General features: G+C 62.3%; 20 protein-coding genes and 1 riboswitch. Of the genes, 15 read left to right on the top strand and 5 right to left on the bottom strand.

Translation table 11 applies throughout. From position 1 onward, the window contains the following. Positions 1-29: 29 nt before the first annotated feature. From Q7F16_RS19485 to Q7F16_RS19475, 3 genes are all read right to left on the bottom strand, one after another. Complete coding sequence (locus Q7F16_RS19485; protein WP_046065679.1) at positions 30-842, bottom strand: aldo/keto reductase; 813 nt, start codon at positions 840-842, stop codon at positions 30-32. Continuing rightward, positions 839-2,014 carry an NAD(P)/FAD-dependent oxidoreductase gene (locus tag Q7F16_RS19480; RefSeq protein WP_409556699.1) on the bottom strand — a complete coding sequence of 392 codons (1,176 nt, stop codon included), beginning with the start codon at positions 2,012-2,014 and terminating at the stop codon, positions 839-841. The genes Q7F16_RS19485 and Q7F16_RS19480 overlap by 4 nt, the downstream gene beginning before the upstream one ends. A gap of 243 nt (positions 2,015-2,257) precedes the next feature. Continuing rightward, complete coding sequence (locus Q7F16_RS19475) at positions 2,258-2,590, bottom strand: DMT family transporter (protein ID WP_079301624.1); 333 nt, start codon at positions 2,588-2,590, stop codon at positions 2,258-2,260. 103 nt (positions 2,591-2,693) lie between these two features. Here Q7F16_RS19475 and Q7F16_RS19470 point away from each other — a divergent pair, with 103 nt between their 5' ends. Continuing rightward, complete coding sequence (locus Q7F16_RS19470) at positions 2,694-3,584, top strand: LysR family transcriptional regulator (RefSeq protein ID WP_095962265.1); 891 nt, start codon at positions 2,694-2,696, stop codon at positions 3,582-3,584. Positions 3,585-3,606: 22 nt separating this feature from the next. Next, positions 3,607-4,881 carry a lipid IV(A) 3-deoxy-D-manno-octulosonic acid transferase gene (gene waaA, locus Q7F16_RS19465; protein ID WP_409556700.1) on the top strand — a complete coding sequence of 425 codons (1,275 nt, stop codon included), beginning with the start codon at positions 3,607-3,609 and terminating at the stop codon, positions 4,879-4,881. 187 nt (positions 4,882-5,068) lie between these two features. Here the strand turns inward: waaA and Q7F16_RS19460 are convergent, their stop codons facing one another. Then, positions 5,069-6,508, bottom strand: coding sequence for a TolC family outer membrane protein (locus Q7F16_RS19460; RefSeq protein WP_079301627.1), 1,440 nt, complete (start codon positions 6,506-6,508; stop codon positions 5,069-5,071). A gap of 156 nt (positions 6,509-6,664) precedes the next feature. Beyond that, positions 6,665-6,770: riboswitch (TPP riboswitch) on the top strand. A gap of 161 nt (positions 6,771-6,931) precedes the next feature. Between Q7F16_RS19460 and thiC the strand changes: the two genes are divergently transcribed. Beyond that, positions 6,932-8,821, top strand: coding sequence for a phosphomethylpyrimidine synthase ThiC (thiC, locus tag Q7F16_RS19455; protein ID WP_046065570.1), 1,890 nt, complete (start codon positions 6,932-6,934; stop codon positions 8,819-8,821). A 171-nt stretch (positions 8,822-8,992) separates the two neighbouring features. Continuing rightward, positions 8,993-10,285, top strand: coding sequence for a putative hydroxymethylpyrimidine transporter CytX (cytX, locus tag Q7F16_RS19450; protein WP_095962263.1), 1,293 nt, complete (start codon positions 8,993-8,995; stop codon positions 10,283-10,285). On the opposite strand, the gene Q7F16_RS19445 is transcribed toward cytX, so the two are convergent. Further along, on the bottom strand, positions 10,254-11,000 hold the full coding sequence (locus tag Q7F16_RS19445; protein ID WP_018614134.1) for a DUF3298 domain-containing protein: 747 nt from the start codon (positions 10,998-11,000) through the stop codon (positions 10,254-10,256). The genes cytX and Q7F16_RS19445 overlap by 32 nt on opposite strands. Before the next feature lie 214 nt (positions 11,001-11,214). On the opposite strand from Q7F16_RS19445, the gene Q7F16_RS19440 reads away from it, so the two are divergent. The 11 genes from Q7F16_RS19440 to Q7F16_RS19390 all read left to right on the top strand — a co-directional run bounded on the left by Q7F16_RS19440 (position 11,215) and on the right by Q7F16_RS19390 (position 22,518). Further along, on the top strand, positions 11,215-11,832 hold the full coding sequence (locus tag Q7F16_RS19440) for an NUDIX domain-containing protein (RefSeq protein WP_046065568.1): 618 nt from the start codon (positions 11,215-11,217) through the stop codon (positions 11,830-11,832). Then, positions 11,823-12,275 (top strand): DUF1249 domain-containing protein, encoded by a 453-nt coding sequence (locus Q7F16_RS19435; RefSeq protein WP_014336275.1) that lies wholly within the window; start codon positions 11,823-11,825, stop codon positions 12,273-12,275. Before Q7F16_RS19440 ends, Q7F16_RS19435 begins: the two co-directional genes overlap by 10 nt. Positions 12,276-12,374: 99 nt before the next feature. Next, entirely contained in the window at positions 12,375-13,190 is an 816-nt protein-coding gene (gene cpdA, locus Q7F16_RS19430; RefSeq protein ID WP_409556701.1) for a 3',5'-cyclic-AMP phosphodiesterase, read from the top strand. Positions 13,191-13,343: 153 nt separating this feature from the next. After that, the gene (locus Q7F16_RS19425) at positions 13,344-13,532 is read left to right on the top strand and encodes a nucleoid-structuring protein H-NS (RefSeq protein WP_172436091.1); all 189 of its coding nucleotides are present in this window, start codon (positions 13,344-13,346) and stop codon (positions 13,530-13,532) included. A 643-nt stretch (positions 13,533-14,175) separates the two neighbouring features. Next, the gene (locus Q7F16_RS19420; RefSeq protein ID WP_409556702.1) at positions 14,176-14,508 is read left to right on the top strand and encodes a DUF6124 family protein; all 333 of its coding nucleotides are present in this window, start codon (positions 14,176-14,178) and stop codon (positions 14,506-14,508) included. A gap of 788 nt (positions 14,509-15,296) precedes the next feature. Further along, on the top strand, positions 15,297-15,905 hold the full coding sequence (locus tag Q7F16_RS19415; RefSeq protein WP_046065565.1) for a YqiA/YcfP family alpha/beta fold hydrolase: 609 nt from the start codon (positions 15,297-15,299) through the stop codon (positions 15,903-15,905). A 42-nt stretch (positions 15,906-15,947) separates the two neighbouring features. After that, positions 15,948-17,852: a DNA topoisomerase IV subunit B gene (parE, locus tag Q7F16_RS19410; protein ID WP_014336281.1), complete on the top strand. Its 1,905-nt coding sequence runs from the start codon at positions 15,948-15,950 to the stop codon at positions 17,850-17,852. Continuing rightward, positions 17,852-18,838, top strand: coding sequence for an esterase-like activity of phytase family protein (locus Q7F16_RS19405; protein ID WP_409556703.1), 987 nt, complete (start codon positions 17,852-17,854; stop codon positions 18,836-18,838). The genes parE and Q7F16_RS19405 overlap by 1 nt, the downstream gene beginning before the upstream one ends. Next, complete coding sequence (locus Q7F16_RS19400; protein ID WP_046065563.1) at positions 18,835-19,356, top strand: retropepsin-like aspartic protease family protein; 522 nt, start codon at positions 18,835-18,837, stop codon at positions 19,354-19,356. The genes Q7F16_RS19405 and Q7F16_RS19400 overlap by 4 nt, the downstream gene beginning before the upstream one ends. A gap of 10 nt (positions 19,357-19,366) precedes the next feature. Then, positions 19,367-21,631, top strand: a complete 2,265-nt coding sequence (parC, locus tag Q7F16_RS19395) for a DNA topoisomerase IV subunit A (protein ID WP_014336284.1) — start codon at positions 19,367-19,369, stop codon at positions 21,629-21,631. A 179-nt stretch (positions 21,632-21,810) separates the two neighbouring features. Beyond that, positions 21,811-22,518: a PqiC family protein gene (locus Q7F16_RS19390; protein ID WP_046065562.1), complete on the top strand. Its 708-nt coding sequence runs from the start codon at positions 21,811-21,813 to the stop codon at positions 22,516-22,518. Positions 22,519-22,597: the final 79 nt, after the last annotated feature.

Genomic DNA, 22,597 nt, shown 5'->3' with positions numbered 1-22,597 from the left:
CTCCTTCCTTAAGGCCGCGTAGGGCGGCGTCAGTTTTTACGCAGGACCTTGGCGACGGTCGCGACGTTATGGGCGAGGTGCAGCGGATTGATGGTGCCGACAATAGCACTGGCGACCCCAGGATGCTCAAACAACAGTTCGAAGCTGGCGCGAACCGGGTCTACCCCGGGGCTCAGGCAGACGTGGCCGCTGGCCAGGGCCTTCTTCACCAGGATCGCTTTGCCGTGCTCGCTGGCGTAGTCAATGACCGCCTTTTCGTTTCGTTCGTTCAGATTGTAGGTGACCATCGCACAATCGCCTTGCTCCAAGGCTTTCAGGCCACCGTCGACGGTCTTGCCGGAAAAACCGAAGCCGCCGATCTTGCCCTCGCGCTTGAGCACCGCCAGGGTTGGGTAGACCTCGCTGTCGTTGAGGATCGCCAGGTCATTGCCATCCGAATGTACCAGGACCAGGTCGATATAGTCGGTTTCCAGGCGCTTGAGGCTGCGTTCCACCGAAAATCGGGTATGGGCGGCGCTGAAGTCGTGGCGTGACTGGCCGTCGCTGAACTCTTCGCCGACCTTGCTGACAATCACCCAGTCCTGGCGTTGGCCGCGCAGCAGCGGGCCGAGGCGCTCTTCGCTGCGGCCATAGGCCGGCGCGGTGTCGATCAGGTTGATACCCAGGTCGCGCGCCAGTTTGAGCAACATGCGCGCTTCGTCGTCATCGGGGATCCGAAAGCCGTTGGGGTATTTGACGCCTTGGTCGCGACCGAGCTTGACGGTGCCCAGGCCCAGGGGGGAGACCCGCGGGCCGTCATGGCCCAGGGGGCGATAGAGGTCATGCAGGGTCGGTTGGCTCATGGCAGCAGTTGCTCCCAGGCAGGGACGCCCATGGGCGGCTTCGGCAGGTCTGGCAGTGGGGCCGGGTGACTTGGCTGGATGCCATCGCGTTGCAGGGCATTGACCACCCGATCGGCGAAGTCCGGGGCCAGGGCCAGTTTGGTCGGCCAGCCCACCAGCAGGCGATCCTGCTCGGCGAGGAAGGCGTTATCCGGGCGGGTCAGGCCCGACTGCAACGGTTCGGCGCGGTCAACCCGCAGCGTGGCCCATTGCGCGGTGCTCAGGTCGACCCAAGGCAACAATTGGCCGAGTTCTTTCTGAGCGGCGGCGATCTGCGCGGCAGGCTCGCGGGTCACGCCATCGCCTTCGGCCAGATCGCCACCCACGTACCAGACCCATTGGCCATCGGCCGCCGGATGAGTGGTCACGGTGACGCGCGGCTTCGGTCCGCCGCCCAGGCAATGGGCGTAGAGCGGCTTGAGGCTGGGGCCCTTGACCAGGACCATGTGCAGCGGCCGGCGCTGCATGGCTGGCTGGTCCAGGCCCAAGGCGCTGAGCAGGTCGGCGGTGCCGCCCCCGGCGCTGAGGACAATGCGCTGGGCACGAATCTCGCGGCCATCGACCTTGAGTCCGATCAGCTCGCCACCTTCGCGCAGCGGTTCGATGTGCTGCCCGGCCAGCAAGCTGTCGCCGGCCAGTTCCGCCAGGCGCGCGATCACGCTCGGCACGTCCACCACCAGCTCGGCCAGGCGATAGACCTTGCCCTTGAAGCGCTTGTCTTGCAGGGCCAGCGGCAACTGGTCGCCCTTGACCTGGTCGACCCGCCCGCGCACGGCCTTGCTGGCAAAGAAACTGGTGAGGTTGCCGGCCAGGGTGCCGGGGGACCAGAGGTAATGGGCGTCGGACAGCATGCGCACGCCGGACAGGTCCAGCTCACCTTCACCTTTCAGGGCTTCGCGCCAGCGGCGCGGCATGTCGGCGATGGCTTCCGAGGCTCCGGTCAGGGCACCGTGCAGGGCGTACTTGGCGCCGCCATGGATAATGCCCTGGGATTTGACACTCTGCCCGCCGCCGAGGCTGGCGCTTTCCACCAGCACGGTCGAAAAACCCTGGCGACGCAGGCGTGCATTCAGCCAGAGACCGGCAACGCCTGCGCCGACAATCAGAATGTCGGTGGAAATAACGGATGACATGAGCGACCTCAGTGTTCAAGACGAGGGCGCAGTATACAGACTCGATGCGGAGGGAATTTGTTGGCGATCAACGTCGGCAGCTTGCGAGAAAAGCTTTTGTGGCGAGGGAGCTTGCTCCCGCTGGAGTGCGAAGCGGTCCCGTTTCTAGTGGGCGCTTCGCACCCAAGCGGGAGCAAGCTCCCTCGCCACAAGTGCATTCCAGCTCAATGAAAATGTATTTCAGCTTGGATGATCAGTGGGTTTTCAGTGTCCTGCAGTCTTGGAAAAGAGTTGGATCACGACAACCCCGAGAACAATCAACGCCATCCCCAGCATCGCCGGCACGTCCAGTTTCTGCCCGTAGATGAACAGCGCCGCCACGCTGACCATGACGATCCCTAGCCCGGCCCAGACCGCATAGGCCACGCCCACCGGTACGGTGCGCACCACCAACGTCAGCATCCAGAACGCGGTGGCGTAGCCGACGACGACCAGCAGCAAAGGCAGAGGTGTGCTCAGGCCCTTGATCGCTTTCATCGAAACGGTGGCGATGACTTCGGCGCAGATGGCGATGGCCAGGTAGTAGTAGGCGTTCATAGACAGTTCCTCTTCGACGGTTGCGTCTTTCGATGGGGCCATTCTAGAGATGGCTCAGATGCGGTAAAGTCATTACCTATCTGTAACAGAGATAGGTTGAGCCATGAACGTGCAGTGGAACCTGGAGCAATTGCGGCTGTTTGTCGGGGTCGCCGAGAAACGTTCGTTTTCGGCCGTGGCCCGGGATCAGCGCAAGGCCCAATCGGCCATCAGCAGCGCGATTGCCTTGCTGGAGGACGACTTGGGGGTGAGCCTGTTCGAGCGCAGCAGCGGCCGGCAGCCCAGGCTCACCGACGCGGGCGAAGCCCTGCTCGAAGAAGCCAGGGAAGTGCTGCGCCAGTGCGAGCGCCTCAATGGCCGGGCCCTGGCCCTGATGCGTGGACAGGAAGCGTCGCTGCGCCTGGCCCAGGACGAAGCCATGCCTTATCAACCGGTCATCGACAGCCTGGCGGCCCTGGCCGAGCAATTTCCCACCCTCGAAGTGCAACTGGCCAGCGCCGCCCAAGGCGATGTGGCGCGCAAACTGGTGGAGCGCCGCGCCGACCTCGGCTTGCTGTTCTATCACGACCAGATCCCCGAGGCGCTGGAGCGCCGGGTGCTGGGCAGCGTCGAGATGGTCACGGTGTGCGGCAGGGGTCACCCGCTGGCGAACCATGGTTATGTGACCTGCCGGGAAATGGCCCGGCACCGCCAGTTGTTGATGGCGACCCAGTCCAGTGTCTATCCCGGCAGTGAGCAGGCCAGCCCGCAAGTCTGGCGGGCTGACAGTTTCTATGTGCTGGCCGAATGGCTGAGGAGTGGCCTGGGCTGGGCCTGGTTGCCTCGGCATGTGGTGCAATACCCGGCGTACCTGGGCGACATGGTCGAGCTCAGCAGCGAATGGACCCCGCCAGCCCTGGTGGTGGAACTGGTCTGGCGCCGCGACGAACCCCTGGGCCCGGCCGCCCGTTGGCTGGCGGAACGTTTTGCCGTGCAGTTGCAGGCGATTGGCTGAAAAACCGATAAACTCCGCCGCCATGAACAGAACTCTCTATAGCGCGTTGTTTTACCTGGGGCTGCCACTGGTAGCGATTCGGCTGTGGTTGCGGGCCCGCAAGGCGCCGGCTTATGCCCGGCGCATTGGCGAGCGGTTCTCCTGGGGGCTGCCGGTCATGGTGCCGGGGGGCATCTGGGTCCACGCGGTGTCGGTGGGCGAGAGCATCGCCGCCGCGCCGATGATCCGCGCCTTGCTGCAACGTTATCCACAGCTGCCGATCACCGTCACGTGCATGACGCCCACCGGTTCGGAGCGGATCCGGGCGTTGTTCGCCAGCGAGCCGCGCATCCAGCATTGCTATTTGCCTTACGACTTGCCTTGCGCCGCCAAGCGTTTTCTCGACCGGGTTCGCCCGTCCCTGGCGGTGATCATGGAAACCGAGCTGTGGCCCAACCACATTCACCAGTGTGCCAAGCGCGGCATTCCCGTGGCCCTGGCCAACGCGCGGCTGTCTGAGCGTTCGGCACGGGGTTATGCACGCTTTCCCAAGCTCACTCGGCCGATGCTCGCCGAGATGAGCCTGTTCGCCGTGCAGACCGAAGCCGAAGCCGAGCGTTTTCGCCAGTTGGGCGCCCGGGCGGAAACCGTCGAGGTCACCGGCTCGATCAAGTTCGACCTGACCATCGACCCGCAACTGCTCGAAGACGCCAGTGCCTTGCGTCGCCAGTGGCAGGCTACCGAGCGCCCGGTGTGGATCGCCGCCAGTACTCATGAGGGCGAGGATGAAGTGGTGTTGGCCGCCCATCGTCGGTTGCTCGACAGCTATCCCGATGCGTTGCTGATTCTGGTGCCGCGTCATCCTGAGCGTTTCGATTCAGTACGCCAGTTGTGCGAAAGCGAAGGCTTTGCCACCGCCCGGCGCTCCAGCGCACAACCGGTCACCGCTCAGACGTCGGTGTTGCTCGGTGACACCATGGGTGAACTGCTGTTTCTCTACGCGTTGGCCGACAGTGCGTTTGTCGGTGGCAGCCTGGTGCCCAACGGTGGGCACAATCTGCTCGAGCCGGCGGCGCTGGCGAAACCGGTCCTCAGTGGGCCGCATCTGTTCAACTTCCTCGAAATCGCCGCGCAACTGCGCGCTGCCGGTGCGCTGGCGGAAGTGGACGATGCCGAAAGCCTGGCCCTGGCGGTGCAGCGTCTGTTCGAACTGCCCCGCGATGCCCAGCGCATGGCCGAAGCGGGGCTTGCGGTGATGCGCACCAATCAGGGCGCGTTGCAGCGGTTGCTGGAGGGGTTGGGGCGGTTGATGGGGTGAGCTTTTGTGGCGAGGGAGCTTGCTCCCGCTCGGCTGCGAAGCAGCCGTAAAATCGGCACTGCAGTTCTGGCTGACAGAACGCGGTGACTGGTTTGGGCCTGCTTCGCAGGCCAGCGGGAGCAAGCTCCCTCGCCACAGGTAAGCCGCCCCACCACAAAAATGACTCGTTGCTAGTGCGATCGGTGCACTACTGCGCCGGCCGCGAGCGCAATTGCTCCGCTGCTGCCTGGGCCAGGTCCGGCGGCAGGAAGTCGCGGTCGGGGTTGTAGTCGGGCTTGAGGTAGCGTGACAGGTCTTGCAGGTCCGCCGGGCTCAACGTCCCGGCCGCCTGCTTGAGGCGCAGGTTGTCGAGGATGTAGTCGTAGCGGGCGTTGTTGTAGTTGCGCACCGAGGTGTACAGCTGACGCTGGGCGTCGAGCACATCGACGATGTTGCGGGTGCCCACCTGGTAGCCGATTTCCGTGGCTTCCACCGCGCTCTGGTTGGAGATGATCGACTGGCGCCGGGCCTGGACCTGCTCCACGTCGGTGTTTACCGCGCGGTGCAGGTTACGGGTGTTTTCCACCACCTGGCGGCGCAGGCCTTCGCGTTGCTGTTCGGTCTGGGTGAGCTGCGAGTAGGACTCGCGCACCTGGGAGCTGGTCAGCCCGCCGCTGTAGATCGGGATGCTCAGTTGCAGGCCGATGGTGCGCTGCTCGGCATCGCCGCCATAACGCTGGCCGGTGGGGCTCGGGTTGGTGAAACCGAGGCCGTCGTTGTCGCCTTTTCTATACTGGGCTATCGCGTCGAGGGTCGGTGCATGGCCAGCCTTGCGTTGGCGCAGGGTGTCCTCGGCGGCATCGACGGCGTAGTTGCTGGCCAGCAGGTTCAGGTTCTGCTTGGCCGCCGTGTCGACCCAGGCCTTGGCATCGTTCGGCGTCGGCGGCAGGATCGGCAAGGTGTGGACGATGCCCTGAAGCGAGTTGTACTGGCGGTTGGTCAGGGTGATCAAGGCTTCGAAGGCGTCTTCGACCTGGCGCTGGGCGAGGATCCGGTTGGCCCGTGCTGTGTCGTAGCTTGCCTGGGATTGCAGCACGTCGGTCTTGTCCGACAGGCCTACGTCGAAGCGTTCGTTGGACTGGTCGAGTTGGCGCTTGAACGCGGCTTCCTCGGCCTTGGTCGAGGCCAGGTTGTCCTGGCTGCGCAGCACGTTGAAGTAGCTCTCGGCGCTTTGCAGGATCATGTTCTGTTCAGTGGCCGACAGTTGCAGCGACGCTTGTTCGTCGACGGACTTCGCCGCCTGGAGCTGGAACCAGCGGTCGGCGCGGAAAATCGGCTGGGACAGCGTCGCCTGGTAAACCGTGGAACTGCGGTTGGCGGTCATCGCCGGCTGGTCAAGCTCGGTACGCGTGTTGTTCAGATCGGCGCCGGCCGAAAGGTTGGGCAACAACCCGGCGCGAGCCTGGGGCACCACTTCCTTCTGGGCGCCATACTGGGCGCGGGCAGCGGCCAGGTCGGCGTTGTTGTCCACCGCTTCCTGATACACGCTCACCAGGTCGGTTTTGGTGGTCAAGGGCGCTTCGGCGGCCCAGGCCATTGCGTTGGACGCACAAGACACGGCCAGGGCCAGTGAAAGTTTGCGCAGCATGAGGCTATCCCTAGTTCGCAAATGAGTGCGCATAAGTGGCGCGCGGCGTAGCGAGTGTAGTTGCGCCTGCGCGCGGCAACAATCCTGTATATGCGCCATTCATCACGCCTTTTGCCCTGACGATGGCGTTCTCTCGTGGTTGTGTCTAGACTGGCCGGGTTCTTGTCGGGGTGCCTTGCTATGAGGCTGAGATCGAATAATTTCGGATCCCGTTGAACCTGATCAGGTTAGCGCCTGCGTAGGGAACAAGATTTCTCGTCACCCGGCGAGTCCTCTTGTGCTTCGTCCGGGATGTCGTTCGACCATTGAACGCACTCGAGCAGCAAGCACAGCGTCCGCACTTTCGTGCAGGGACGCGTCCATTCGTTACAGGTTCGCTCCGACAAAAATCCACTGCCTGGATGTGTGTCTGGAGAGCCCGTGATGACGACAAAATCAAAAAACGCGATCAACCTCAGTGATTCGGCCAAGGTCGATGAGCAATCGGTTCAGCCCTTTACCCGCTCGCAAAAAATCTATGTCCAGGGCAGCCGCCCGGATATCCGCGTGCCCATGCGCGAAATCAGCCTCGACGTGACCCCCACCGACTTCGGCGGCGAAATCAACGCGCCGGTGGTGGTGTACGACACCTCGGGCCCGTACACCGATCCGAACGTGGTTATCGACGTGCGCCAGGGCCTGGCCGACGTGCGCTCGCCGTGGATCGAGGCCCGTGGCGACACCGAGCGTCTTGCCGGCCTGAGCTCCAACTTCGGCCAGGAACGCCTGGCTGATCCCGAGCTGACCAAGCTGCGCTTTGCCCATGTGAACAACCCGCGTCGCGCCAAGCCGGGTGCCAACGTCAGCCAGATGCACTACGCGCGCAAAGGCATCATCACCGCCGAGATGGAATACGTCGCCATCCGCGAAAACATGAAGCTGGAAGTCGCCCGCGCCGCTGGCCTGCTGGACCAGCAACACGCCGGCCACAGCTTCGGCGCCAGCGTGCCGAAAGTCATCACCCCGGAATTCGTGCGTGACGAAATCGCCCGTGGTCGCGCGATCATCCCGGCCAACATCAACCACACCGAACTGGAACCGATGATCATCGGTCGTAACTTCCTGGTGAAGATCAACGGCAACATCGGCAACAGTGCGCTGGGTTCGTCCATCGAAGAAGAAGTGGCGAAGCTGACCTGGGGCATCCGCTGGGGTTCGGACACGGTCATGGACCTGTCCACCGGCAAGCACATCCATGAAACCCGCGAGTGGATCATCCGCAACTCGCCAGTGCCGATCGGCACCGTGCCGATCTACCAGGCCCTGGAAAAAGTCGGCGGCGTGGCTGAAGACCTGACCTGGGAGCTGTTCCGTGACACGCTGATCGAACAGGCCGAGCAGGGCGTCGACTACTTCACCATCCACGCCGGCGTGTTGCTGCGCTATGTGCCGATGACCGCCAAGCGCGTCACCGGTATCGTCAGCCGTGGCGGTTCGATCATGGCCAAGTGGTGCCTGGCGCACCACAAAGAGAACTTCCTCTACACCCATTTCGAAGACATCTGCGAAATCATGAAGGCCTACGACGTCAGCTTCTCGCTGGGTGATGGCCTGCGTCCGGGCTCGATTGCCGACGCCAACGACGAAGCGCAGTTCGGTGAGCTGGAAACCCTCGGCGAGCTGACCAAGATCGCCTGGAAGCACGACGTGCAATGCATGATCGAAGGCCCCGGCCACGTGCCGATGCAACTGATCAAAGAGAACATGGACAAGCAGCTCGAGTGCTGCGACGAGGCGCCGTTCTACACCCTCGGCCCACTGACCACCGACATCGCGCCGGGTTACGACCACATTACCTCCGGTATCGGTGCGGCGATGATCGGCTGGTTCGGTTGCGCCATGCTCTGCTACGTCACGCCGAAGGAACACCTCGGCTTGCCGAACAAGGATGACGTGAAGACCGGGATCATCACCTACAAGATCGCCGCCCACGCTGCCGACCTTGCCAAGGGCCACCCGGGCGCGCAGATCCGTGACAACGCCTTGAGCAAGGCGCGTTTCGAGTTCCGTTGGGAGGACCAGTTCAACCTCGGTCTGGACCCGGACACCGCCCGCTCGTACCACGACGAAACCCTGCCGAAGGACTCGGCCAAGGTCGCGCATTTCTGCTCGATGTGCGGGCCGAAATTCTGCTCGATGAAAATCACCCAGGAAGTGCGCGAGTACGCGGCCAACCAACGCATCGAGGCGGTGGACGTGGACGTTGCCCAGGGCCTGGCGGAGCAGGCAGAGCGGTTCAAGAAGGAAGGTAGTCAGCTTTACAAGAAAGTCTGATTTGAGCTGAGGGTGGCGGTGTTTTCACCGCCCCCATCGCGAGCAAGCTCGCTCCCACAGTGGGTTTCTGTTGTTCACAAGATTTGTGTACGCAGCAGGCCCCCTGTGGGAGCGGGCTTGCTCGCGAAAGCAATCATCAGAACAACAAATATCCCTCTGAGATAACAACCCTTGAACATCCAACCCAGCACCTACTCCCCAGACACCGCCGTCCCCCTGGACAAGCGCGTCTTCGGCGCTCGCGATCTGTTTTCCCTGTGGTTCTCCCTGGGCATCGGCCTGATGGTCTTGCAGGTCGGTGCCTTGCTCGCGCCGGGCCTGGGCTTGAGTGGCTCGTTGCTGGCGATTTTCCTTGGCACGCTGGTGGGCGTCCTGCTGCTGGCGGCCGTCGGCGTTATCGGCAGCGACACCGGCCTGTCGGCCATGGCGGCCCTCAAGCTCAGCCTCGGCGGCAAGGGCGCGAGCGTGCCGGCGGTGTTGAACCTGCTGCAACTGATCGGCTGGGGCTCGTTCGAAATCATCGTCATGCGTGATGCCGCCAGCCTGCTCGGTGCTCGAGCCTTCAGCGAAGGCAGCCTGGGCTCCAACCCTCTGCTGTGGACACTGTTCTTCGGTGCCCTGGCGACCCTGCTCGCGGTCAGCGGGCCGTTGACGTTCGTGCGCAAGGTCCTGCGCAAGTGGGGTATCTGGCTGCTGCTGGCGGCGTGTATCTGGCTGACCTGGAACCTGTTCGCCAAGGCTGATCTGGTCGCGCTGTGGGCCCAGGCGGGCGACGGCTCGATGCCGTTGGCGGTGGGATTCGATATCGCCATTGCGATGCCGCTGTCCTGGCTGCCGCTGATCGCTGACTACTCGCGTTTCGGCAAGCGCGCCAAGAATGTCTTCGGCGGGACTGCCGTGGGATTCTTCATCGGTAACTTCTGGCTGATGAGCCTGGGCGTGGCCTACACCCTGGCGTTCGCGCCGAGCGGCGAAGTCAACGCGTTGCTACTGGCCTTGGCGGGCGCCGGGCTGGGCATTCCGCTGCTGCTGATTCTGCTGGACGAGTCGGAAAACGCCTTCGCCGACATCCACTCGGCGGCGGTTTCCAGTGGCATGTTGTCGGGGCTGAAGGTCGAGCACCTGGCCTTGGCGATTGGCGTGCTCTGCACCTTGATCGCCTGCTTCGCACCGTTGGCGCAGTACCAGAACTTCCTGTTGCTGATCGGCTCGGTGTTCGCGCCGCTGTTCGGCGTGGTGCTGGTGGACCACTTCATCCTGCGCAAACGCAGCAGCCAAGTGGTGTCAGCCGCGTTGCGCTGGCCGGCCCTGTTGGCCTGGTTGGGTGGGGTGAGCACTTATCACCTGCTGGCCAACTTCTATCCGGACATCGGCGCAACCCTGCCTTCGCTGATTCTGGCAGGGTTGCTGCAACTGTTGCTGGGCCGGGCTTTCAGCTACGGCCGGGGAACAGCTCGGGCTTGAGGATGCCATTGAGGCGTGGGTAAGCGATCTTCAATTCGATGTGGCCCAGGGCGTACGGCGCGATGGTGCTCACTTCGTACTTGAGGATCACCCCGCCGTAGGTCAGCGCCACGTGTGGGGTTTTCTGGAAGGACCACTGTTTCAGGAACTCGGGTTCCTGATCCAGCTTGGTGCTGATCAGCCAACTGTTGTGGGCGACCTGGGCGGCTTTCCAGAACGCTTCTTCCTGGCCCGGCAGCAGCATGTCCGACAGCGTCAGCACCTTGTGTTGCTGGCGCGAATAGTTGATGAAGCCGCGACCCGGCGTGCCGTGAGCGCCGCCGGTGTCCAGGTAGCTGGACAATTCGATGATCACCAGGCCGTCATGTTGCTCACGTACCTTGGCCTGCAAATAGCTGCTGTTGCGGGGGGCGGCGTTGCGCAGGAACTGCTCGCGATAGGCGGCAAGCGTCGGCGCCGCCGGGGCGTCCGGGGTGGTGCGGGTCATTTGCAGCAGGCGTTTTTCAACGATGCCGTCCAGGGCTGGCTCGGTGGGAAAGTGCAGGGTATCGATGTTCACCAACGGGCAGTCGGCACTGGCGCAACCTTGTTGCAGCTGTTCCGACGCGTCACGGGTGGTTTCCAGCGGTGCGCGATAATTGGGTTGGAACAGGCTTTGGCAAGCGCCCAGGGTCAGGGCAATGGCGGCCACGGAGGCAGTTTTGAAAAGCGACATGGGCGTCCTTCATGGAACAGGGAAAGGCGAAAAGTTACCCGCTTCGACTGCCAGCAGGACAATCAGTTCGCCACTAAGCTCATTAGAGTTCTTTCACCTTCTGCCGTCCATCCCGATGAGTGGAAAGGGGCTGCATCAAAGGGTACGGGCGCGTTAGGATGGCGCGAAGCCGAGGTTGGAACCTCGTATTGATCCACTGCACACGAGGATTGTCATGACCGATTTCGCCAACGCCACACCGAACGCCGTGGAAATCGTCAAGCGCGAGAGCTGCTTCCAGGGTTTCTACAAGCTCGACCGTGTGCATCTGCGCCATGAGTTGTTTGCCGGTGGCATGAGCCGTGAAATCAGCCGTGAATTGTTCGTGCGCCATGACGCGGTGTGCGTGCTGCCTTACGACCCGCAGCGCGATGAAGTGGTGCTCATCGAGCAGTTTCGCGTCGGCGCCATGGGCAAGACCGGCAATCCCTGGCTGGTGGAACTGGTGGCCGGCCTGATCGACAAGGACGAGCAACCGGAAGAAGTTGCTCATCGTGAAGCGCAGGAGGAAGCTGGGCTTGCCTTCGCTGCGCTTTGGCCGATGACCAAGTATTTTCCATCTCCGGGCGGCAGCGATGAATTCGTTCATTTGTACCTGGGGCGTTGCGACAGCAAGGGGGCGGGCGGGCTCCATGGCCTGGCGGAAGAGGCGGAAGATATCCGCGTCAAAGTCTGGTCTTTCGAAGATGCCCTGCAAGCTGTGCGCGACGGACAAATCTGCAATGCACCGAGCATCATCGCCCTGCAATGGCTGGCCTTGAATCGCGAGGAAGTGAGGGGGCTATGGTCCTGAACAAGCTGCGCGATCGCTATCGCGTCGATCTGGTGGGGTTGCAGGCCGCCTGCGAGGCCAACTACGCCCGCCTGATGCGCCTGTTGCCAGACATGCGCAACGACCCGGCGCCTCGGCGCATCGCCGTGACCCACGGCGACCAGATGCTGGGCGTGTTGGCCCTGGAAGTGCTGCAGGCCTGTCCCTACACCACCACGCTGCAAGTGCGCCAGGAGCACAGCCTGCCCTGGCTGCCGGTGCCGCAGCTGGAAGTTCAGGTCTATCACGATGCGCGCATGGCCGAAGTCGTCAGCGCCGAACATGCGCGACGCTTTCGCGGCATCTATCCTTATCCCAATGCGTCAATGCACCAGCCGGATGAAAAGGCCCAGTTGAATCTGTTCCTGGGTGAGTGGCTGAGTCATTGCCTGGCGCTGGGCCACGAGTTCGAAGTCGTTCGGTAGTTGTGAACCGGTTCCGGTTCGCGGGTTTCCCCTTTCGATCATCCCCCAGCATAATTGCGGCTTCATGCAACGGCGTGATTGCGCCTGGGAGAGAGCGATTTGCCGAGCGTATCCAGCTTGACCACTGCCGATGCGGCGTTATTGGTCCAACTGTCCGACAGCCATTTGTTCGCCGAGGCCGATGCTTCGTTGCTGGGCATGAATACCCGTGACAGTTTGCGAGCGGTCATTGATCTGGTGCTCAAGCAGCAGCCGGACATTGACCTGATGCTCGCCACCGGGGATCTGTCCCAGGACGGCACGCTGGAGTCCTACGCGGCGTTTCGGCAATTGACTGCGCGAATCGATGCGCCGGCGCGGTGGATTCCGGGTAACCATGATGAGCCGCAGGTGATGCTTGAGGCGGCGGTCAAGAGCAGGTTGCTCGATCCGGTTGTGGACATTGGCAACTGGCGCGTGACGATGCTCGATTCTGCCGTGCCTGGTTCGGTGCCGGGGTTTTTGGCCGAGGAACAGTTGATTCTGTTGGCCAATGCCTTGAGTGAGGCGCCGGAGCGGCATCATCTGGTGTGTCTGCATCATCATCCTGTGTCGATTGGGTGTGTGTGGATGGAGCCGATCGGGTTGCGTAATCCTGAGGCGTTGTTTGCGGTGCTGGATCGGTTTCCCCAGGTGCGGGCGGTGTTGTGGGGGCATGTGCATCAGGAGGTTGACCGGATGCGCGAGGGGGTTCGTTTGTTGGCTTCGCCTTCGACTTGTATTCAGTTTGAGCCGGGGAGTGAGGATTTTGCGGTGGGCTCGCAGGCGCCGGGGTATCGGTGGTTGAGGCTTTTGCCGGATGGGCGGTTGGAGACGGGGGTTGAGCGGGTGGTTGGGTTTGCGTTTACCCCGGACTATGGCTCCAACGGGTACTGAGTTCGATCCTGTTTATTGTGGGAGCGAGCCTGCTCGCGAAGGCTTGATTGAGTACATATCCATTTCTGCGGTAACGGCTGCTTAGGGTTCCGCCCTGACGGCGGGTCACTTTCGAAAAGCGCGAAAGTAACCAAAGCGCTTCTGCCCCACCACTTGGCACCTCGCTTAGGCTCGGTGTGCCCTCACTCCGGCATTGCTCCGTGGGCCCGCCGCGAAGGGCCATCCATGGCCCAGCGCGGCTATCCCGGCATCCATGCCGGGATGCCCACTCCACAATGCCTGCGTTCGGCCATCGTGGTTAACGGGGCGCCCGAGATCAACGTCCACGCCGAGGCGGCCTAGTAGCCGACCTGGCTCTTCCGGTCGTACACCCCTCAGATCTGTTTGAGCAGGACCTGTGGGAGCAAAGCTTGCTCGCGAGGCGGCCTGATAGCCGACCTAGCTCTTCCGGTCGTACTCCTATCCCATTGTGGGAGCGAGCCTGCTCGCGAAGACGGCGGCACATTCAGCATTGATGCAAGCAGACCCACCGCTATCGCGAGCAAGCTCGGCTCCCACAGGGATCGGCGGTGGACACGGATCTTATAAACGACCCAAAACCTGTGTGGGAGCGAGCTTGCTCGCGATGGCGGCCTGACAGCCGACCAGGATTGTGGGAATGGTCGGACAATCCTCCGGGCTGCAGCAGATTTTTCCGACGAGCTCTGGCGGTTGCCGGGTGGGAAGGGCTGTCGCTAGTCTTTTCCCGTCGCTGCAAATTCAGCGGCCGGGCCTGGAAACCCGATGAGTAAAAGGCATATCAGCGAGTCCCGTGAGATACTGCGGCGCTTTGAGCGTTCAGTTCCGCGTTATGGCGGCTGTGCGCGGGAGACTTTCGAGTCTACCGGGTTTGCCTTTTAACTCGGTTTTCCAGCCCGTGCATAGCTGCCACCCTCTCGCCTGGAAACGGGAGATGGCAGTTCCACTACGTAAAAGGAGCTACATCATGTTCAAAGCCACACCCAATCCCCCCGAAAACGATCCCCAAGAACTCGATGAAGCCGCCAAGCGCGCCATCGATCACTATCTCGACCCCAAACCTCAATCCAAAAAGAAAAAACCCTCAGGTCAACTGTTCACCGTCGTGGACGGTGTCGACACCGAAAGCCTGCTGGCCAACCTCAGCGAAACTTTGGCCTCAGCCGATGCCATGGTCAGCGACCTTGCCTTCGACCTGAAAGGCTCGCGACGCCATGTTGCCCTTGGCATTCAGCAACTGATCGAGCTGGGCGCTTTATTGGCGAATCGGATGCTGGACAACGTCAATACACACACCTGACCACACCACGCGCAGAAGCGAGCAAGCTCGCACAGGAGGAACATGGTCTCACCAAGAACCAGGTCGGCTACTAGGCCGCCTCGTGGTGGACGTTGATCTCGGCGCCCCGTTAACCACGATGGCCGAACGCAGGCATTGTGGAGTGGGCAACCCGGCATGGATGCCGGGTTAGCCGCGCTGGGCCATGGATGGCCCTTCGCGGCGGGCCCACGGAGCAATGCCGGAGTGAGGGCACACCGAGCCTAGGCGAGGTGCCGAGTGGTGGGGCAGGAGCGCTTTGGTTACTTTCGCGCTTTTCGAAAGTGACCCGCCGTCAGGGCGGAACCCTAAGCGGCCGTTACCGCAGAAATGGATATGTACCCGGTCAACAAAAACCTGCCCGGCTGTCAGGCCGCTATCGCGAGCAAGCTCGCTCCCACAGTTTGATCGAAGTACAACCGGGAGAACCAAGTCGGCTACAAGGCCGCCTCGCGAGCAAGCTTTGCTCCCACAGCCGGTGTAAGGGCGGAACCCTAAGTGGCCGTTACCGCAGCAATGGATATGTACCCGGTCAACAAAATCCTGGTCGGCTGTCAGGCCGCCATCGCGAGCAGGCTCGCTCCCACAGTTTGATCGAAGTACAACTGGGAGAACCTGGTCGGACACCAAACCGCCATCGCGAGCAAGCTTTGCTCCCACAGCCGCCGAGATCGACGGGTCATAGGAGGCGACAACACGGTCAAATCCCCCCCAACCACCGCAATCTCCCTGTAAACTCCGGCTTTTGCCCAACACCCAGGGAGTCGGCAATGTCGGGTTCGATCCTTTATATCCATGGCTTCAACAGCGCCCCAGCGTCGACCAAGGCCTGTCAGTTGACCGAGGTGATGGCACGCCTGGGTTTGGGCGACCAGTTGCAGGTGCCCGCCTTGCATCACCACCCCCGCCAGGCCATCGGTCAGTTGGAACAGGCGATTACAGAACTGGGGCGCCCGCTGCTGGTCGGCAGCTCGCTCGGCGGCTACTATGCGACTCACTTGGCCGAGCGCCACGGCCTCAAGGCCCTGTTGATCAACCCTGCCGTCAGCCCGCATCGGATGTTCGACGGCTACCTGGGCACGCAGAAGAATTTGTACACCGACGAAACCTGGGAATTGACCCACGACCACGTCACGGCCCTGGCCGAACTGCAAGTGCCGGCGCCCCGGGATCCGCAGCGATTTCAGGTATGGTTGCAAACCGGTGACGAAACGCTGGATTATCGCCACGCCCAGCAGTATTACCGCGCCTGTGCCTTGCGCATCCAGGCCGGCGGCGACCACAGTTTCCAAGGGTTTGCCCAGCAGTTGCCGGCGCTGTTGAGTTTTGCCGGCATTGGCGCCGATTTGTACCAGGCGATCGACTTCACGTCGCTGTGAGCCCATCGCCCCTTTTTCATTGAACACTGACGACGAGACCCCATGGCCACTCCCAGCGCTAGCTCTTATAACGCAGACGCCATCGAAGTCCTCTCGGGCCTCGACCCGGTGCGCAAGCGCCCCGGCATGTACACCGACACCAGTCGGCCGAACCACCTCGCCCAGGAAGTCATCGACAACAGTGTCGACGAAGCCTTGGCCGGGCACGCCCGTTCGGTGCAGGTCATCCTGCACGCCGATCACTCGCTGGAAGTCAGCGACGATGGCCGCGGCATGCCGGTGGACATTCACCCCGAAGAGGGTGTGTCGGGCGTCGAGCTGATCCTCACCAAGCTCCATGCCGGCGGCAAGTTTTCCAACAAGAACTACCAGTTCTCCGGCGGTCTGCACGGGGTGGGTATTTCCGTGGTCAACGCCTTGTCGACCCAGGTACGGGTGCGGGTCAAGCGTGACGGCAACGAATACCAGATGACCTTCGCCGACGGCTACAAGGCCACCGAGCTGGAAGTGGTCGGCACCGTCGGCAAGCGCAACACCGGGACCAGCGTGTATTTCGCCCCGGACCCGAAGTATTTCGACTCACCGAAGTTTTCCGTCAGCCGCCTCAAGCACGTGCTCAAGGCCAAGGCTGTGTTGTGCCCGGGGCTGCTGGTCAGTTTCGAGGACAAGGCCACCGGCGAGAAAGTCGAATGGCATTACGAAGATGGCCTGCGCTCCTACCTGGTGGACGCGGTCAACGGTTTCGAACGCCTGCCCGACGAGCCGTTCTGCGGCAGCCTGGCCGGTAACAAGGAAGCGGTGGACTGGGCACTGTTGTGGCTGCCCGAAGGCGGCGAAAGCGTCCAGGAAAGCTACGTCAACCTGATTCCCACGGCCCAGGGCGGTACCCACGTCAACGGCTTGCGCCAAGGGTTGCTCGATGCGATGCGCGAGTTCTGTGAGTTCCGCAACTTGCTGCCCCGTGGCGTGAAGCTGGCGCCGGAAGACGTCTGGGAACGCATCGCCTTCGTGCTGTCGATGAAGATGCAGGAACCGCAATTCTCCGGCCAGACCAAGGAACGCCTGTCGTCCCGCGAAGCGGCGGCGTTTGTCTCCGGGGTGGTCAAGGACGCGTTCAGCCTGTGGCTCAACGCCAACCCGGAAACCGGTTTGGCCCTGGCCGAGCTGGCAATCAATAACGCCGGCCGTCGTCTCAAGGCCAGCAAGAAGGTCGAGCGCAAGCGCATCACCCAGGGGCCGGCATTGCCGGGCAAGCTCGCCGATTGTGCCGGGCAGGACCCGATGCGTTCCGAGCTGTTCCTGGTGGAAGGTGACTCCGCCGGCGGCTCTGCCAAGCAGGCGCGGGACAAGGAGTTCCAGGCGATCCTGCCGCTGCGGGGCAAGATCCTCAATACCTGGGAAGTGGACGGCAGCGAAGTGCTGGCCAGCCAGGAAGTGCATAACATCGCGGTGGCCATCGGTGTCGATCCGGGCGCCGAGGACATGAGCCAGCTGCGCTACGGCAAGATCTGCATCCTCGCCGACGCCGACTCCGACGGCCTGCACATCGCCACGTTGCTCTGTGCCTTGTTCGTTCAGCATTTCCGCCCGCTGGTGGATGCCGGCCACGTCTATGTGGCGATGCCGCCGCTGTATCGCATCGACTTGGGCAAGGAAATCTACTACGCCCTGGACGAAGCCGAGCGCGACGGCATTCTCGATCGCCTGGTGGCCGAGAAGAAACGCGGCAAGCCGCAGGTCACCCGATTCAAGGGCCTGGGCGAGATGAACCCGCCGCAGTTGCGTGAAACCACCATGGATCCCAACACGCGCCGCTTGGTGCAGTTGACCCTGGATGATTTCGAAGCGACGTCGGAAATGATGGACATGCTGCTGGCGAAGAAACGCGCTGGTGACCGCAAATCCTGGCTTGAATCCAAAGGGAACCTGGCCGAGGTGCTGGCCTGATGCGCAACGGTTTCGCCCTGGCGTTGTTGCTGTGGGCGGGGGTTGTGGTCGCAGGGCCTGCATCGGAACTGAAGCTGCTGTCCGAGCATGCCGTTGATGGCATGCGCGGCGGCAATTTGTCGGGGCTGGCGCTGTGCGGCAGCGACATGTGGACGGTGTCTGATCGCGACGATGATCGGATCTACCGCCTCACGCCCGTCGATGCGCCGGTCTGGCAAGCCGAAGTGGTTGAAATCGAGGTGCCGAAGGTGCCGGACAGCGGTTTGCCCTGGGGCTTGAAATCCCGAACCTGGGCGGCGTCGTTCCTGCGCGGTGGCGAGCTGGATTTTGAAGGCATCAGTTGCGACAGCGCCGGTAATCGCTATGTGGTCAGCGAATCTCACGCCGCGGTGTTGCAGGTACCACCAGCGGGACCGGCGTCCTGGTTGAAAATCGCACCAACAATGATCCGCCAGGCCCGCGCCAGTGGCATGTTGTTGCATTTCAATGCGTTGTTCGAAGGCTTGGCAATCAATCCTGCCGGTGACCAGTTGTGGTTGGCGACCGAGCGCGAGCGTCGCGGCCTGCTGCTGATCAAGCGCCAGCAAACGGTGTGGGACTGCGATGGCAACTGCGTGTTGCTGAGCGAAGCGGGGTTGGAAATGCAGCCGGCGCAGGTCCCCAAGGCCAAGGCGGTTTCGCGGGATTTCGCCGACCTGTCATTGTTCGATGGCAAGCTGTTTACCCTGGAGCGCAATGCCTATCAGATCTGCCGGCGTAACCCGCAGAGCGCCCAGGTGGAACGTTGCTGGTCGTTCGCCGCCGAGGCGTTGCAGGATAACCGCCGTTATCCCCAGCCCTATGGGCTGGCCGAAGCGCTGGTGGTGGACGCCGAGGGTGCCTGGATCGGCCTGGACAACAACGATGGCTCGCGGGCCGACGGTGAACAGCGGCCAATCGTCTGGCGCTTCGCCGCGCCCGAGGGTGGCTGGAGTGCCTCGCCATGAGCCAGCAACTGCCAGGCAAGCGCGCCGGTCGGGTGCTGATGATCCTGGCCTGGTGTGCGGCGCTGTTTCTGGCGACGCGGTTTTTTGCCCAATGGGAGCAGCGTCAGCAAAATCCCAATACCCAGGTGTATTCGCAAAAAGGCGAAGGTTTTATCGAGGTGAAGCTGGTCGGCAATACGCAGGGGCATTTTGTCGCCAGCGGCCAGATCAACGGCCAGCCGGTGGACTTCATGCTCGACACCGGCGCCACCGACGTGGCGATTCCGGTGGAGTTGGCCGAGCGCCTCAAGCTGGAAAAAGGTTTCGGCGTGACGCTGAGTACCGCCAACGGTTTGAGCGAGGGCTATCGCACCCGCATCGACCGGCTGCAATTGGGTGACATCGTCTTGCGCGATGTCCGTGCCCTGGTGGCACCAGGCCTGGGTGGCACGCAAGTGCTGCTGGGCATGAGCGCCCTGAACAAACTTGAATTTACCCAGCGCGACGGCACCATGCTGCTGCGCCAGACAACGAACTGATGAGGCCCGCATGAGCGACATTCTTGCAGACAGCTTAGACGGCGTAGAACGCCGATCGCTGGCTGACTTCACCGAAAATGCCTACCTCAATTACTCCATGTACGTGATCATGGACCGCGCCTTGCCGCACATCGGCGATGGTTTGAAGCCGGTTCAGCGGCGGATCATCTATGCCATGAGTGAGCTGGGGCTGGACGCGGATTCCAAGCACAAGAAATCGGCGCGTACCGTCGGTGACGTGCTTGGTAAGTTCCACCCCCACGGCGACTCGGCCTGCTATGAAGCCATGGTGCTGATGGCCCAGCCATTCAGCTATCGCTACACGCTGGTGGACGGCCAGGGCAACTGGGGTGCGCCGGATGATCCCAAGTCGTTCGCGGCCATGCGTTACACCGAGGCGCGGTTGTCGCGCTATTCCGAAGTGCTGCTCAGCGAGCTGGGCCAGGGCACTGCGGACTGGGGGCCGAACTTCGACGGCACCCTCGACGAACCCCTGGTTTTGCCGGCACGTTTGCCGAATATTCTCCTCAATGGCACCACCGGCATTGCCGTGGGCATGGCCACTGACGTGCCGCCCCACAACCTGCGGGAAGTGGCCACGGCGTGCGTGCGTCTGCTGGATGAGCCCAAAGCCACGGTGGAGCAGCTCTGTGAACATATCCAGGGCCCGGACTATCCGACCGAAGCGGAGATCATCACGCCGCGTGCCGACCTGCTGAAAATCTACGAGACCGGTCGCGGTTCGGTGCGCATGCGCGCCGTGTACCACATTGAAGACGGCGACATCATTGTCACGGCGCTGCCGCATCAGGTCTCCGGGGCCAAGGTGTTGGAGCAAATTGCCGCGATGATGCAGGCAAAACCGTCGAAAGCGCCGCAAGTGGCGGACTTGCGCGACGAATCTGACCACGAAAACCCGTGCCGCATCGTGATTATCCCGGTCAACAGCCGGGTCGACCACGACGCGTTGATGCAGCACCTGTTCGCCAGCACTGACCTGGAGTCCAGCTACCGGGTCAACATCAACATCATTGGCCTGGACGGCAAACCGCAGTTGAAAAACCTGCGGGCATTGCTGGTGGAATGGCTCGAGTTCCGGGTCAAGACCGTGCGCCGGCGCCTGCAATTCCGCCTGGACAAGGTCGAGCGCCGCCTGCACCTGTTGGACGGCTTGCTGATTGCCTACCTCAACCTGGATGAAGTGATCCACATCATCCGCACCGAGGAGCATCCCAAGGCCAGCCTGATCGCCCGTTTTGCCCTGAGTGAAATCCAGGCCGACTACATCCTCGACACCCGCCTGCGGCAGTTGGCGCGGTTGGAAGAGATGAAGCTGCGCGCCGAACAGGATGAATTGCTCAAAGAGCAGGCCAAGCTGCAAGCCCTGCTGGGAAGCGAAGCCAAGCTCAAGAAGCTGGTGCGTACCGAACTGCTCAAGGACGCCGAAACCTACGGCGACGACCGTCGCTCGCCCATCGTCGAGCGTGCCGAAGCCAAGGCGCTGACCGAACACGACCTGTTGCCGAACGAGAAAGTCACCGTCGTGCTGTCAGAAAAAGGTTGGGTGCGCTCCGCCAAGGGTCATGATATTGACGCGACGGGGCTTTCCTACAAGGCTGGGGACGGCTTCAAGGCCTTGGCGGCCGGGCGTTCCAACCAGTTTGCGGTGTTCGTCGACTCTACCGGACGCAGCTATTCGGTGCCGGCGCATACCCTGCCGTCGGCTCGCGGCCAGGGCGAACCGCTGACCGGTCGTTTAACGCCACCGCCGGGTGCAACTTTTGAATGTGTGCTGATGCCTGATGATGATGGACTGTACGTAATAGCATCGGACGCAGGTTACGGGTTCGTGGTCAAGGGTGAGGACCTGCAAGCCAAGAACAAGGCGGGCAAGGCCTTGTTGAGCCTGCCAAACAACGCCAAGGTGATTGCGCCGCGGCCGGTTGCCGATCGGGAGAACAACTGGCTGGCGTCGGTCACCACTGAAGGCCGGTTGCTGGTGTTCAAGATCAGCGACCTGCCGCAGTTGGGTAAAGGCAAGGGCAACAAGATTATTGGTATTTCCGGCGAACGGGTCGCCAGCCGTGAGGAATATGTCACGGATATTGCAGTGTTGCCGGAAGGCGCCACGCTTGTGCTACAGGCAGGCAAGCGCACGCTTTCGTTGAAGGCGGACGATCTTGAGCATTACAAGGGTGAACGCGGTCGGCGGGGCAACAAGCTTCCAAGGGGGTTTCAGCGAGTCGATGCGCTGCTCGTCGAAAACCTCAATTAGGCGTACTAGAGGGCTCGGTCTGCGATTAAATGCCGCAGATCGATACTTTCGCGCTGGAGTCGGCGCGCATATTCACGGATGATAGGCCCTTTCAAGCGCCGGCGTGGCCGAGCGTTCTTCATAATGACCGAGTATTTTTTCACTGTGGTAAGCCTTGTGGCTGCCACCTGGACGGAACGATGACTGCTCTGCGCCTTCCTATTTTGTGGCTCGCCGGCCTGCTTGGCCTGGCGGGCTGCAGCATGAACCAGCCGGTGTCGCTGTACCAACTGGACAGCGGAACCCCGGCCCAGCCTGCGCAAAGCACAGGCATGGCAGTATTGCTGGGGCCGGTCCTGATCGCCGACTACCTGCAACGCGAAACCTTGTTGCAACGCCAACCGGACGGCAGCCTGCAGGCCGCCACTGATGGTCGTTGGGCTGGCAGCCTGTCTTCTGACATCGATCAGTTGCTGCTGCGCCAGGTCGCCGGGCATCTGGACAGCCAGCGTGTAGTGCTGGCACCCGCGACCCAAGGCTTCACCCCGGATGTACAGGTGCTGCTGTCGATTACCCGCCTGGACTCGGGTAAAGCCCAGCCGGCAGTGCTCGATGCCCAATGGCGATTGATCGACCGTCGTGGCAAGGTGCGTGAGAACCGCATCGTTCATCTGCAAGAGCAACATGCCGGCACCACGGCGGCACAGGTCCAGGCCCAGGGCGTGCTCCTGCAACGCCTGGCCGAACAGTTGTCCGTGTCGCTCAAGCCTTTGGCCAACCAGCCTCCTGTTGCGGCTGAAGTCCCGCGCAAGGCTGCTCCTGCCCCGGCCAAGCCGGTAGAAAAGGAAAAGGACAAGATTCCCATGGCCTTGCCAATTCGCACGGACATGGAAGTGTTCAGGTTCTGATGGTTGGACCGGATACAAGACAAAGCCCGCGTTGATGCGGGCTTTGTTGTTTCTGCCGATTGGGTTTTCCGGCGCCTGT

Origin of the sequence: Pseudomonas sp. Lb2C2, assembly GCF_052112205.1 — a bacterium.
In the GTDB taxonomy this organism is placed as follows: domain Bacteria; phylum Pseudomonadota; class Gammaproteobacteria; order Pseudomonadales; family Pseudomonadaceae; genus Aquipseudomonas; species Aquipseudomonas kilonensis.
This window is presented reverse-complemented; position numbering and strand designations above follow the sequence as displayed.